The organism is Actinomyces sp. oral taxon 169 (genome assembly GCF_013394715.1).
Lineage (GTDB): Bacteria > Actinomycetota > Actinomycetes > Actinomycetales > Actinomycetaceae > Actinomyces.
Genome location: NZ_CP058259.1, coordinates 2,079,312 through 2,091,835, shown reverse-complemented (window position 1 = coordinate 2,091,835; position 12,524 = coordinate 2,079,312). Strand labels below are relative to the sequence as shown.

Here is a 12,524-nt window from a genome sequence, read left to right as displayed (position 1 = left end):
AGCGCGCCTGTCAGCTCTCCTCGTCGTCGACGCGCACCATGGTCACCGGGTTGGTGATGGCGTCAGGCTCAGCCGGCTCACGAACCCCGGGAACCGGTGCCAGCCGGGGCGTGGCCGGCTCCACTAGCGGGGCGTCACCCACCTGGGCGGCCAGATCCTCCAGCATCGCCACCGCGTCATTGATGACCGGCTTGTCCCCGGTCCTGACCCCGTGCAGCAGCCAGCGCGCCAGGCTCAGCTCACTGACCAGCTCGGCGCGCTCACGCAGGTGGCGGTCAACGCCCTCGGAGCGGGCGATGTCGTAGGCGTCCTCAATGGAGTCCAGGCAGTCCACCGGCGCCGATGAGTACACCCAGGCCAGGTCCTCGGCCGGGTCTCCCACATGCGCCTGGGACCAGCCCCGCACGGCCACCACCGTGCCGCCGGCCACCAGGACGTTCTCCTCGGCGAGGTCCCCGTGAACCACAGTGGGGCGGAAGCGCCACAGAGCGGTGTCCTCCAGGGCCTGCTCCCAGCGCCCCAGCAGCGCCGGTGGGGTCCTGCCTGTCGCGGCGGTGTCGTCCAGCAGGCTCAGCCAGCGCCGACGCACCTCCTCAGCGTCGTAGACCGGCATACCGGCCTCGGAGATCACCGTCATGGACAGCTCGTGGATCTCACCGAGTGCCTTGCCCAGGCCCGCCGACATCCCCGGCCCCGGCCGGAGCGTCTCCACCGGGATCGGCTTGCCCTCCACATGGGAGCGGACCTGAATGTGCGCGTCCTTCTGACGCAGAGACCCGGCGACACGAGGAACATCGAAGGAGAGCCGTCCGTCGTCGACGACCCGTCCGATGCGGCGCAGCACCTCGGCCTCAGCCTCCAAGGAAGCGCCCACGGCATCGGTACGGGCCTCATGGACCTCCCAGTGGCGGCCCTGGGTGTCGATGACGCCGATGATGTGCCGCTCCGGGGTCTCGGACTGAGGCAGCGCCAGCCGAGTCGGGTTGAGGCCGGCGACGGCGACGCTCGCCATCGCCGCCAGGGAGAGCGCGGTGTGGCGAGGACGAGGAGTCTCGGCGGTCTGGGCCTGTGGGGCCGGCGTGCTGCTGCGGGGCGGCTCGGCCGAGGCACCCGGCAGCGGGGCCACGACCACGGGCGCACGATAGTCCTCGTCGTCCTCGTCGGATCGCTGATCGGAGGGCTCAGCCTGTTGCTGGTGGTTGTCCTCATCGCCGACTTGAGCCTCAGCGCGCTCGACGTCGGAGGTCACCTCATCGGCGAGGCTGTCGACACCGCCGTCGACATCAGTGGTGCCGGGGGCGTCCGGGGACTGCGGAGGCTGTGACATGGTCCAACCGTAGGCGACAGGTCCTATATCTCGCAGGACAGCCGCGCCCGTCCGCTGGCGGCAAACGTCCAGGGACGTGGGCAACGGCTTGAGGAATGTGCCAGAAGACCGATGTTATCCACAGGTTATGTTGAGGTGGTGGCCATGGTATGACCAGGTGCCCTAGAGTTTATCCGTGACAATGGTCACCGACCGGCTGGTGTGTCACGGCTCAGTGCAGAGCCCCGGGTCGATCCTCACATCATCCTCACTCCTCCCCTCATACGACTCCCACGCTGAGAGGCATCATGGACGCTGCCGATCTTCTCCTGACCGAGGTTCGCGAGCTGGTGCGCGCTCGCGGCATCGACCCTCTCAAGGACGCCTCCGACCTCGACCAGCTCGTCACCCAGGCCGAGGAGGACTATCTGCGTCGCTCCGACGCCGGACTCGTCCCGCCGCTCATCGACCCCAAGGGGGCACGCACCCACGTGCTCGACTCCATGGCGGGACTGGGCCCGCTCCAGGGCTACCTCGACGACGAGTCCATTGAGGAGATCTGGGTCAACGCCCCCGGCCGAGTCTTCGTCGCCCGCTCCGGACGCCCCGAGCTGACCACCACGATCCTGGAGAGTGAGGACCTCACGGTTCTGGTCGAGCGGATGCTGCGGGCCTCCGGGCGCCGCCTGGACCTGTCCAGCCCCTTCGTCGACGCCCAGCTCGCCGGGGGACAGCGGCTCCACGTCGTCATCCCGCCCATTACCTCCCAGCACTGGGCGGTCAACATCCGCAAGCACACCTCCCGTGCCTCCCGCACCGCCGACCTGGTGCGCATGGGCTCGCTGACTAGCCAGGTCGCCGCCTTTCTGGACGCCTCCGTGCAGGCCGGCCTCAACATCCTGGTCTCGGGCGCCACCCAGGCCGGCAAGACCACCATGGTCAGGGCGCTGGCCGGAGCGATCCCGGGCGCGCAGCGGGTCATCTCCTGCGAGGAGGTCTTCGAGCTGGCCCTGCGCAACCGTGACTGCGTGGCCATGCAGACCCGGCCGCCCAACCTTGAGGGCGTCGGAGAGATCAGCCTGCGGCGGCTGGTCAAGGAGGCCCTGCGCATGCGCCCCGACCGCCTCCTCATCGGAGAGGTCCGCGAGGCCGAGGCCCTGGACCTCCTCATCGCTATGAACTCGGGCCTGCCGTCCATGTGCACCGTCCACGCCAACTCCGCCAGGGAGGCCATCATCAAGATCTGTACACTTCCGCTGCTGGCAGGGGAGAACGTCTCCAGCGACTTCGTGGTCCCCACCGTCGCCAGCGCTATCGACCTGGTCGTCCACCTCGACCTGGATCGCAGCGGGCGCCGTACCGTGCGAGAGGTCGCGGCCCTGTCCGGCCGGGTGGAGAACGGCATCATCGAGCTCTCAGACGTCTTCCACCGTGACCCCACCGGCAACCTCGTCCGGGGCGCCGGAGCGCCCGACGCCGCCGAGCGCTTCAACCGGGCCGGTCACGATCTGACCGCGCTGCTCAGCTCCCATCCCGCAGGTCCCCAGGAGGTCTACTGATGGGTGCCGTCGCCGGGCTCCTGGGCGGGGTGGGGCTGCTCCTGATCTGGATGGCCTGCACCTCCGACCCGCCTCGGTGGCGCTCGCGGCGCTCCCGTCTCCTGGCCGACATCCTGGTCCAAGCGGGTGCCGGCCGCACCAGCCCCGCGATGTTCGTCCTGGGGTCGATCGGGCTGGGGCTGCTGGTCGGTCTGGTCTTCCTGGGGATGTCCCGAGCCTGGCCGGTGGCCCTGGCCTTCACCGCCATCTTCACGGCGATTCCTTTCCTTGTCATCTCCTCGCGAGCGCGCAACCGCCGCACCCGGCTGCGCGAGGTGTGGCCCGAGGCCGTCGACACCCTCGTCTCCGGCGTTCGTGCGGGCATGAGCCTGCCGGAGGCGCTGACCAACCTCGGTGAGCGCGGCCCGGAGGCAGTCCGCCCCCAGTTCCGGGCCTTCGCCACCGACTACGCCGCCTCGGCCCGCTTTGACAGCTCCCTGGACCGTCTCAAGGCCCGCTTCGCTGACCCGGTCGCCGACCGGATCGTTGAGGCCCTGCGCCTGGCCCACGAGGTCGGCGGCACTGACCTGGGGACGCTGCTGCGCTCCCTGTCGCAGATGCTGCGTGAGGACATGCGCACCCGAGGCGAGCTCGAGGCTCGCCAGTCCTGGACCGTCAACGGCGCCAAGGTCGCGGTCGCCGCCCCGTGGCTGGTCCTGGCGCTGCTGTCCAGCCGGCCTCAGGCAGCAGCGGCCTACGCCACCACCGCCGGAGCCGTCGTTCTCCTGATCGGAGCCGTTGTATCGGTCATCGCCTACCGGCTCATGCTGCGCCTGGGGCGACTGCCCGAGGAGGAGAGGACGCTGCGATGAACCCCATGAACGCGATGCTCACCGGTGGACTCGCCGGGCTGCTGGGGGCGGTGGGCATCCTGAGCGTCATCTCAGCCCTCCGCCGACGCCGCCCCACGCTCATGGCCCGCCTGGAGCCCTACGTCCACCGCCGGCCCACGACCTCCGGCCTGCTGGCCGCTCCGGCAGGGCCGACCTCTGACGGGAGCACCGTCGTCGGCCTGCTCATGGCCTCCACCGCACGTGCTCTCAGTCTCGGCAGGCTGATGGACACCCTGGGGTCGTCGGCCGACTCGGTCCGGCGGCGCTTGACGCGATCAGGGTCGTCACTGGGGGTCGACCAGTTCCGCCTCCAGCAGGTCCTGTGGTCGACAATGGCGCTCCTGCTCGTCCTGACTGCAGGCGGCCTGGCGGCCCTGGCCCGCTCCGTCAACGTGCCCGCGCTCATCGTCCTGTGCCTCATGGGCACAGTCGCCGGGGCCGCTGCCCGCGACTGGTGGCTCAGCCGGGCCGTGGCGAAACGGCTGTCGCGGATCGAGGCGCAGCTGCCCGACGTCGTCGAGCTGCTGGCCCTGGCGGTGGGGGCCGGTCAGGGCCCAGTGCCGGCCATTGAGCGCATCGTCGCGCTGGGCCGGGGCGATCTCGTCGACGAGCTGCGCAGCACTCTGACCGACATCCGCTCCGGCACGGTGCTGTCCACCGCGCTGGACCGTATGGAGCGGCGAGTCGGCTCCGTCCACGTCACCCGCTTGTGTGAGGCGATCATCGTGGCCCTCGAGCGCGGCACACCACTGGCCGAGGTCCTACGCTCCCAGGCCGCCGACGTGCGTGAGGCGGCGCGCCAGGACCTCATGGAGGAGGGTGGAAGACGAGAGATCGCCCAGATGGTCCCCGTGGTCTTTCTCGTCCTGCCCATCACCGTCGTCTTCGCCCTCTTCCCGGGACTGTTCGTTCTCACGTTGGGGGTGTGAAGCGTCCTCACCTCCCTCCGGCACCTGCCGAGCCCAATCAGCCTTCGTCCTCTTGCCCAGAATCCCGACCGACAGCAAGGAGCAGTCATGAAGCGCCTCATCCCTCCCACATCCCACCGTCCTCACCCCGGTTCCCGGTTGTGGCGTGCCACCGGTGCGCCTCGGATCGATCTGCGCGATGAGCGCGGCGACGTCCCCGGCTGGGTCCTGGTGACCCTCATGACCGCGGGGCTCGTCGTGGCCCTGTGGACGGTGGCCGGCAGCACGCTGACCGAGGTCTTCCTCAACGCCATCGCGAAGGTGACCAGTGCGATCTGAACGAGTGCCCCGCCTCGGGGTGCTCCAACGGGCTGGTCGCGCCCTGCCCCGGCCGGGTCGCCCCTGCCCGCGCAAGCACAAAGAGTCGGGCTCGGCCGTCGTCGACTTCGTCATGGTCGGTGCCCTCGTCATCGTCGTGTTCGTGGCGCTCCTCCAGGTGGCCCTGGGGGTCTACGTCCGTAACGTCGTCACCGATGCCGCGGGCGACGGCGCTCGCCGGGCCGCACTGGTCGGGGGCACGGAGGCCGAGGCGCGCCAGCGGGTGCAGGTCCTCACCGACGCCGCCCTCAGGCGTGGCTACGTGGATACCGTCACCGTCTCGCGGGTCCCCTCCGGCGACCTGAGGATCGTTGAGGTGACGGTGACAGCGCCCTTCCCGGTCCTGGGGCTGTTCGGCCCCGGAGGGACACTGCGGGTCACCGGGCACGCCATCGACGAGTCCTCCCTGATCCAGGAGAGGTGAGCTCGGGTGATAGCCATGGTCGGCTCCAGGCGACGCGGGAGCTGTGCCGCGCCGCGGTCGCCGAGGGCGGTGCCGGCCCCCGCCCTCATCGCCGGGAGGGCAGTCAGCCGGCTCCGAGAGGCACTCAGGGCAGGTCCCCGAAGCGTCCGGCGGTTCATGAGCCAGGAGGAGGGCAATGCGATCGTCGAGTTCATCGGGTGGAGCGCCGTCCTGGTGGTGCCCGTGCTCTACCTGGTGGTCACGCTCGCCCAGCTCCAGGCCACGGCCTTCGCCGTCGCCTCGGCGGCAGACGCCGCCAGCCGGGTCCTGGAGGTCGACGACTCGCCCTTAGCGATGGATAACGCGCAGCTGGCCATGCAGCTGTCCCTGTCCGACCAGGGCATTGACGCCGACCCGTCCGGCTCCCTGTCGGTCACCTGTGCTCACGGCTGTGCCCGGGGCCAGGCGGCGATGGTCGAAGTCTCAGTCGGTGTGGATCTGCCGGGCTTCGCCTCGCTGGGGATCGGTCGGGACGTCGTCGTGGTGGACACCGAGCGCTCCATCACCCTGCCGGGCAAGGAGGAGCAGTGAACCGGAGTTCCGGCCCCAGGGCCGCCCAGCGTCGGGCCCGTGCCCTGCTGCGTCGCCTGCACCACGAGGAGGACGGGCAGACGCTTCTCCTGGGGGTTGGGCTCATCTGCGTCGTCCTCGCGCTGCTGTTCGTCGCAGCCTCGGCAACCGCCGTCTACCTCGACCTCAAGACCCTCACGTCACTGGCGGACTCGGCTGCGGCCGCGGGAGCCGACAGCGTGGAGGCGCACCCCTACTACGGGGGCGGTGCCACGGATGACGCACCCGGGTCCCTCACCGACGCAGGGGTCGGGCGCAAGGCGGCCGAGGACCTGTCCGCCCAACCGGCAGCGGACAGGCTGGAGGGGGTCACGATCGTCAGCGCCCGGGCCGCCGACAGCCGCACCGCCGTCGTGACGCTGCAGGCCCGCTCCCGTCCGCCCTTCCTCCCTTGGGGGATCCTTCCGGCAGAGGGCTTCACCATCACCGCCACCGGCTCTGCCCGAATGACGACGACGCAGTGAGCCGGCGGACTCACTGCGTCGAGACGGATGGGTGAAAGGTTGTGCGTGGCCGGAGGCGGCCCGTCGCTCAGGCCTGCTCGACGAAGCCCGCTGAGACCATGGGGGAGGGGTGCCGGCGCAGGTGCATCCGGGACCGCAGCTCCTCAGTCTGCCGGCGCGAGAGCTGGGCGATGTAGGCCCGCTTCACCGTGAACAGGATGTTGAGCCCCACCAGGAGGTAGAAGGCGTTGGCGATGACGCTGGGCCAGGCCCCGGAGCTTGCGCAGTTGATCGTCAGCAGCACGGATCCGGTGATGTTGAGGGCCTGGTACTTGAGCGAATCGCCGGCGATCGTGCCCTTGGAGACCAGGAAGTAGGCCACGAGGAGCTCAGCGGCACCGATCCAGCCGCCGATAGAGATGAGGGAGGAGAGCACGTCGTTCACGGGGATGATTCTTAGACACCCCCGAATGAAGGTCAATCGCATCTATCTGCATGAGGGATGTAGATTTACTTCATGCAGGTATTGCCCCAGAGGCTCTCGGTTCTATTGGCCGTCCATCGAGCCGGAGGAGTCGTCGCAGCGGCAGATTTCCTTCATATAACGCCGTCGGCCGTCTCCCAGCAGATTCGCCTCCTGGAGCGCGAGTGCGGTGCCCGGGTCCTGGATCGCACACCCACCGGAGCCGTGCTCACGGCAGCAGGGAAGGTTCTGGCGGACGCGGCCGAGCGCATCGAGGACGAGCTGACCACCGTGCGCCGCGAGCTGGCGGACCTGGACGACTCCATCCCCTCCGGTGTGGTGCGTGTCGGCAGCTTCGCCTCCGCTGTCCGGGCGCTCCTGCTGCCCCTCCTGAGCTCGCTGGCGACCACCAGCCCCGAGCTGGAGGTGATCGTCGAGGAGGCCGAGGAGCGCAACGCCCTGCCCCGCCTGCGTCGCGGTGAGCTCGACCTGGTCCTCATGGAGCGTGACGAGCACACGCTGCCCGCGGCGCCTCGGGGCATGGCCGACATCCCGCTGCTGGACGAGTCCTGGCTCGTCGTCGTGCCGGCTGAGCAGGCGGCCCCCTCGACCCTGGCGGACCTGGCGCGCGCCACCTGGATCGATCTGGCCCCGGGGACCGCGGGCGCCTTCGCCCTGGACCGTCTGGAGCGTCAGCTGGGGGTGCCGTTGACGACACGGCACGTCGCCTACGACTACGACGTCGTGCTGGCCATGGTCAGTCAGGGCCTGGGCTGTGCTCTCCTGCCCGAGCTGGCCGTCTACTCCGGGCTCGTCCCCGATGAGCTCAGTGTGGTGCGCCTGCCTGGGCTGGGCGTGCGCCAGCTGGTGGTGCGCCACCGATCGACCCGCACCGAGCCGGGCCCGGCGACACGCGCGGTGCTCGAGGCGCTGCTCGCCCAGGCCCAGGGCATTGAGCTGGGGTGAGAGACAGTTGAGGGATAACGGTGGGCGTGACCGAGCCGTCGAGCGAGCCCGAGTCCGCCCTGACGGCGCCCCTCGCAGGTTCTGCCGTAGACTCCCCTCCGTGGCCACTGACTTCTCCGCTGAGATCGAACGACTCCGACACACCTACGCCTCCATTGCCGCGGTGACCGACCCCGAGGCCCTGCGCGCCCGGATCGCCGAGCTCTCCGAGCAGGCCTCGGCCCCCGACCTGTGGGATGACCCCGACTCCGCCCAGGTGGTCACCTCCGCGCTGTCCCACGCCCAGGCCGACCTCAAGCGGGTCGAGAGCCTGGGGGAGCGCATCGAGGACCTCGAAGCGATGGTCGAGCTCGCCGGCGAGGAGGAGGGTGAGGATGCCGCCGAGATCCTCGCCGAGGCCGAGACGGACCTGGCGGCCATCAGCAAGGACCTCTCCGACCTGGAGATCCGCACGCTGCTCAGCGGCGAGTACGACCCCCGCGACGCCGTCATCACCATCCGCTCGGGCGCCGGCGGCGTGGACGCCGCCGACTTCGCCGAGATGCTCCTGCGCATGTACACCCGCTGGGCCGAGCGGCACGACTACCCCGTCAAGGTCCTCAACACCTCCTACGCCGAGGAGGCGGGCCTGAAGTCGGTCACCTTCGAGGTCCACGCCCCCTACGCCTACGGGACCCTGAGCGTCGAGGGCGGCACGCACCGCCTGGTGCGTATCAGTCCCTTCGACAACCAGGGTCGCCGCCAGACCTCCTTCGCCGCCGTCGAGGTCATCCCGCTCATCGAGTCCACCGACCACATCGACATCCCCGAGACCGACATCCGCATCGACGTCTTCCGCTCCTCGGGCCCCGGTGGGCAGAGCGTCAACACTACCGACTCCGCCGTGCGCATCACCCACCTGCCCACGGGCCTGGTGGTCTCCATGCAGGACGAGAAGTCCCAGATCCAGAACCGTGCCGCCGCCATGCGCGTCCTCCAGTCGCGTCTGCTCCTGCTCAAGCAGCAGGAGGAGGATGCCAAGAAGAAGGAGCTCGCCGGGGATGTCAAGGCCTCCTGGGGGGACCAGATGCGCTCCTACGTTCTCAACCCCTATCAGATGGTCAAGGACCTGCGGACCAACTTTGAGGTCGGTAACCCCGACTCGGTGTTCGACGGCGACATCGACGGCTTCATCGACGCCGGCATCCGCTGGCGCAAGCAGCAGGAAACGGCCGAGGACTGATCGGCTCGCTTTCTAAGAAGCATCATCGGAGTCAGGGATCCCCCGGAGGGGGCCCTGATTTCTTTTCCACGTGCCCCTGATTCCTCCGGGGTGCGATTGAGAGCGCAAAATGGTGGGCGTACCGTGAATTTCATGAGTACATCACATGGAAAACCTCGGTCGGTGGAAGTCTCATCAACACTCTCGTCTCTCGAGTCCCCGGATCTCAGTGGGGATCAATCGGATCAAGATCATCACCTCACCGCGGGCGGCAAGGTTGTGCGCATCGTGGTTGCGTTTGTGATGACCTTCGCCTGCGCGCTCATGCCGGGCGTCGTGGCACTCATTCCGCCACTTCGCTCCTTTGCTGCTGCGCACCCGCACCCCCAAGGTAATACCGGTGATCTGGCCATAGGTGCCTTCATTGTGGTGGTCTACGGGGTGGCAACGATTCTAGCGCTCATCTTCTGCTATGTGCTGCGTCGTAGTCTTGACCGCGGCCGGAGCGTCCATCTGCGCCTGCAAGTCGATTGTCGAGCCATGCGTTGGATGGCGGGGATGATCCTCATTGCCGTTGCTGTGGAACTTACGGTTGCCGGCCTCATCCATGCTCTTGGTCTCGCCAGTGAGGGTGGGGCAGCGCCGGATTTACCTTGGTGGGCTATGGTCGTGGCGACCCTCTCTCAGGCCTTTCTGCTTCAGGCCGTCCCTGAGGAGATGGTGTGGCGAGGCTGGCTCTTCTCCTCGCTGGGTGAGACACGTTGTGCAGCGGTATCCAGCGTCCTTGGATTCACCGCTGTTCATCTTTTCTCCCAAGGAGGTCAGCACAATCTTCTCGAGCACCTCACGTATCTCGCTGGGCCGTGTGGATTCGCGGTGACGGCATTGATCGTTCGAATGATCTCGGGATCAACCTGGGCGGCTATCGGCGTGCACGGAGGGTTTCTTGTGGCGAACGATGCGCTGACGGATCGGCTTCACCTCCCCGTCGGGTCGATCACCTGGATTCTCCAAGGTGTGATATGGGCCGCGGTCGGCCTTTTCATTCTCGCCTTTCACCGCCGTCGTCAGCGTCTGGCGGCGTTGATGGGCCGGACATGGTGACGCCTTCCCTCTCCAGGAGCCATTCCTTGCGGTCAACCCCTCCCGCGTAACCGCGCAGGCTTCCGTCGGAGGCGAGCACGCGGTGGCAAGGCACAATGAGAACGATCGGATTGCGCCCGACCGCGCCACCTACGGCCTGGGCAGACATCTGCTTGCGGCCCATGCGACGCGCAACCTCGGCAGCGATACGGGCATAGGTGCTGGTGGCGCCGAAGGGGATGGAGAGCATGATGGAGGAGACCGTCTTCTTGAAGTCGGAGCCCTCAACGCTGATCGGCGGGGTGAAACCCGGGTCAGTGCCCCCGAAGTAGCTATCGAGCCACTGGGCCGCCTGTGTGAAGACAGGCAGATGCGGCTTGAGCTCTGCGTTGCCGTCGATCGTCGAGCGGTCGTACTTCTGACCGTCGAACCACAGGCCTGTGAGGTGCTCGCCGTCGCTGGCCATGGTCATGGCTCCCAAGGGGGACTCGTAATGGCTGAGGTAGTGCATCGCTGCCTTCTTCTCGTTCCGCTTCTTGCTCTTGGTGGCGTGTTCGGACGCTGATTCTGCTTCTGCCTGGTTCCACAGGTGCATGACGGCGTAGGCCCGCCACGGTTTCCAACGTTCGGCCCGGGTGAGGATCTTCCCTGGGGGCGGGGATCCCAGCGCCTTCCTGACCTCCAGGTCGGTGGCGAGGAACGCGTCGGGCCAGGCCAGACAGCGCATGGCGATGTAGCCAGCGGTCCAGGCTCCAATACCCGGGATTTCCATGAATCGAGCAACTGCGGCTTCGGGGTCGGGGCAGCAGGAGGCGTCGATGGCACCAGCCCCCATCATCGCGGCCAGGCCGTGAATCGCCCGTGCCCGCGCAGTGATGATGCCGAGCGGTCCTAGATGCTGCTCGATCGCACCGTCGAGGTCGAGGAGCTCCTGAACCATGGGGAAGGTCGCGGTCAGTCCGTCGATTCCGGTATCCACGGGTGAACCGAGGGCCTGGACGAGCCGACCGGCCAGTGTCCTGGCCGCCTGGACCGTGACCTGCTGGCCCAGGACCGCGAGTACGGCGGTTTCGAAGGCGTCGAAGCAGCCTGGTACGCGTGTGCCCGGGATGAATGGTCCTAGTGCGGACTCGTCCATGCTTGTGAGTGCGCGAGCCACGGTATCTGGCTCGCAATGGAGATCGAATAGATTCTTGATCCCATCCAGCACCACCGGTAGCGCGGGCAGCAGGGAGGCGGAGACGGTCACGGTCAGCCGATTGTGCTTAGCGTCATTGCCCACGGTCGCACAGCCGGTGAGATCACGTCCTGAGGAGCGCAGGCGGATCGTCCTGGCGTAACAATCATCCTCGACCTTCTCGACGCCGGGGATGGCTCTGCGTGCCAGGAACTTCAGCATGAGGTCCCAACGATATGGGGGACGGTACCCGAGACTGAGCTGGACGGTGTCACCGTCGGCCCTGTTGAGCCGTGCTTGGCTGCGCAAAGCGGTGGGCGTCAGCCGGTAGCGACGTCGGAACACCTCATTGAAGCGGCGCAGGCTGCCGAACCCCGCGGAATAGGCCACGTCCACCACAGATAGGTCCGTGTCGGTCAGAAGACTCTTGGCCAGCAGAAGTCTGCAGGTCTGGCGGTACTCCACGGGACGCACGTGATAGGCGTTTTCGAAGACACGGCGCAGGTGGCGGTTGGAGCAGCCCAGATGACGGGCGATGTCCGTCAGGCTCCCCTGAACACCGCAGTTCCTCTCGATGTAGCGCGCCGCGGCGCGAGCCAGTGATGCTGAGGAGTCCACGGGGGCGTAACCGGGTGCCAGCTCGGGCCGGCACAGCAGGCAGGGGCGGAAACCAGCCTGTTCGGCCTCGGCCGCCGTGGCGTAGAAGGAACAGTTGACCGCAAGGGGTTTCCGTGCCCGGCACACCGGACGGCAGTAGATACCGGTCGTTGCGACCCCAACGAAGAATCGCCCGTCGAATCGGGTGTCTTTGGCCAACAGGGCCCTATACAGCGATTCACTGTCCAAATCCGGCATGTTCCTCCTCAGAAGTGCTCCAAGCATGGCATCGGAGCCGTGAGGAGTCCGGCCGTTTTCGGACATTGATGTCCAGCCATTGACGCGCTTCGGGTTGAGGCGGCGCCGTCGCCTCCCGGTTCGCCGGCGAGTAGTCCGAGAACATGTCGGTCCTCAGCGGCTCGCTGCGGATCCGCGTGCACCGTCTCACCTTCGCCGTCGTCGCCATTGCTCCGGGGCTCCCTTAGGCTTGGCCACGGTGCGCAGGGCGGGACCGGTCGGTCGCCGTCGTCGCGCAGAA

Annotated in this window: 13 protein-coding genes; 10 read left to right on the top strand and 3 right to left on the bottom strand. The window is 67.9% G+C overall.

Annotated elements, in window-relative coordinates; all coding sequences use genetic code 11:
• Positions 1-10: 10 nt before the first annotated feature.
• The gene (locus tag HW274_RS08955) at positions 11-1,327 is read right to left on the bottom strand and encodes a phosphotransferase (RefSeq protein WP_075255042.1); all 1,317 of its coding nucleotides are present in this window, start codon (positions 1,325-1,327) and stop codon (positions 11-13) included.
• A gap of 287 nt (positions 1,328-1,614) precedes the next feature.
• Here HW274_RS08955 and HW274_RS08950 point away from each other — a divergent pair, with 287 nt between their 5' ends.
• From HW274_RS08950 to HW274_RS08920, 7 genes are all read left to right on the top strand, one after another.
• Positions 1,615-2,865, top strand: a complete 1,251-nt coding sequence (locus tag HW274_RS08950) for a CpaF family protein (RefSeq protein ID WP_185988622.1) — start codon at positions 1,615-1,617, stop codon at positions 2,863-2,865.
• Positions 2,865-3,716, top strand: a complete 852-nt coding sequence (locus HW274_RS08945; RefSeq protein WP_185988621.1) for a type II secretion system F family protein — start codon at positions 2,865-2,867, stop codon at positions 3,714-3,716. Before HW274_RS08950 ends, HW274_RS08945 begins: the two co-directional genes overlap by 1 nt.
• Positions 3,713-4,666 carry a type II secretion system F family protein gene (locus HW274_RS08940; RefSeq protein ID WP_081376297.1) on the top strand — a complete coding sequence of 318 codons (954 nt, stop codon included), beginning with the start codon at positions 3,713-3,715 and terminating at the stop codon, positions 4,664-4,666. The genes HW274_RS08945 and HW274_RS08940 overlap by 4 nt, the downstream gene beginning before the upstream one ends.
• Before the next feature lie 87 nt (positions 4,667-4,753).
• On the top strand, positions 4,754-4,984 hold the full coding sequence (locus HW274_RS08935) for a hypothetical protein (RefSeq protein WP_075255039.1): 231 nt from the start codon (positions 4,754-4,756) through the stop codon (positions 4,982-4,984).
• A complete protein-coding gene (locus tag HW274_RS08930; RefSeq protein ID WP_075255038.1) occupies positions 4,974-5,447 on the top strand; it encodes a TadE/TadG family type IV pilus assembly protein in 474 nt (157 codons plus the stop codon). Before HW274_RS08935 ends, HW274_RS08930 begins: the two co-directional genes overlap by 11 nt.
• 156 nt (positions 5,448-5,603) lie before the next feature.
• Positions 5,604-6,017: a hypothetical protein gene (locus HW274_RS08925; RefSeq protein WP_075255037.1), complete on the top strand. Its 414-nt coding sequence runs from the start codon at positions 5,604-5,606 to the stop codon at positions 6,015-6,017.
• Entirely contained in the window at positions 6,014-6,520 is a 507-nt protein-coding gene (locus tag HW274_RS08920; protein ID WP_075255036.1) for a glycosyltransferase, read from the top strand. The genes HW274_RS08925 and HW274_RS08920 overlap by 4 nt, the downstream gene beginning before the upstream one ends.
• A gap of 67 nt (positions 6,521-6,587) precedes the next feature.
• Here the strand turns inward: HW274_RS08920 and HW274_RS08915 are convergent, their stop codons facing one another.
• Positions 6,588-6,986 (bottom strand): hypothetical protein, encoded by a 399-nt coding sequence (locus tag HW274_RS08915; protein WP_075255035.1) that lies wholly within the window; start codon positions 6,984-6,986, stop codon positions 6,588-6,590.
• A 30-nt stretch (positions 6,987-7,016) separates the two neighbouring features.
• On the opposite strand from HW274_RS08915, the gene HW274_RS08910 reads away from it, so the two are divergent.
• The 3 genes from HW274_RS08910 (at position 7,017) to HW274_RS08900 (ending at position 10,233) form a co-directional block, all read left to right on the top strand.
• Entirely contained in the window at positions 7,017-7,928 is a 912-nt protein-coding gene (locus HW274_RS08910; protein ID WP_075255034.1) for a LysR family transcriptional regulator, read from the top strand.
• A 100-nt stretch (positions 7,929-8,028) separates the two neighbouring features.
• Positions 8,029-9,150, top strand: coding sequence for a peptide chain release factor 2 (gene prfB / locus HW274_RS08905; RefSeq protein WP_010613489.1), 1,122 nt, complete (start codon positions 8,029-8,031; stop codon positions 9,148-9,150).
• Positions 9,151-9,282: 132 nt separating this feature from the next.
• On the top strand, positions 9,283-10,233 hold the full coding sequence (locus HW274_RS08900; protein ID WP_081376296.1) for a type II CAAX endopeptidase family protein: 951 nt from the start codon (positions 9,283-9,285) through the stop codon (positions 10,231-10,233).
• Here HW274_RS08900 and HW274_RS12920 read toward each other — a convergent pair.
• Positions 10,172-12,244 (bottom strand): methylated-DNA--[protein]-cysteine S-methyltransferase, encoded by a 2,073-nt coding sequence (locus HW274_RS12920; RefSeq protein WP_343283693.1) that lies wholly within the window; start codon positions 12,242-12,244, stop codon positions 10,172-10,174. The two genes, HW274_RS08900 and HW274_RS12920, sit on opposite strands and share 62 nt — an antisense overlap.
• Positions 12,245-12,524 lie beyond the last annotated feature (280 nt).

Excerpts from the sequence above, each read along its gene's own strand:
- HW274_RS08955 (WP_075255042.1), bottom strand. The coding sequence starts at position 1,327 with ATGTCACAGCCTCCGCAGTCCCCGGACGCCCCCGGCACCACTGATGTC.
- HW274_RS08950 (WP_185988622.1), top strand. The coding sequence starts at position 1,615 with ATGGACGCTGCCGATCTTCTCCTGACCGAGGTTCGCGAGCTGGTGCGC.
- HW274_RS08945 (WP_185988621.1), top strand. The coding sequence starts at position 2,865 with ATGGGTGCCGTCGCCGGGCTCCTGGGCGGGGTGGGGCTGCTCCTGATC.
- HW274_RS08940 (WP_081376297.1), top strand. The coding sequence starts at position 3,713 with ATGAACCCCATGAACGCGATGCTCACCGGTGGACTCGCCGGGCTGCTG.
- HW274_RS08935 (WP_075255039.1), top strand. The coding sequence starts at position 4,754 with ATGAAGCGCCTCATCCCTCCCACATCCCACCGTCCTCACCCCGGTTCC.
- HW274_RS08925 (WP_075255037.1), top strand. The coding sequence starts at position 5,604 with ATGAGCCAGGAGGAGGGCAATGCGATCGTCGAGTTCATCGGGTGGAGC.
- HW274_RS08915 (WP_075255035.1), bottom strand. The coding sequence starts at position 6,986 with ATGCGATTGACCTTCATTCGGGGGTGTCTAAGAATCATCCCCGTGAAC.
- HW274_RS08910 (WP_075255034.1), top strand. The coding sequence starts at position 7,017 with ATGCAGGTATTGCCCCAGAGGCTCTCGGTTCTATTGGCCGTCCATCGA.
- HW274_RS08900 (WP_081376296.1), top strand. The coding sequence starts at position 9,283 with ATGAGTACATCACATGGAAAACCTCGGTCGGTGGAAGTCTCATCAACA.
- HW274_RS12920 (WP_343283693.1), bottom strand. The coding sequence starts at position 12,244 with ATGCCGGATTTGGACAGTGAATCGCTGTATAGGGCCCTGTTGGCCAAA.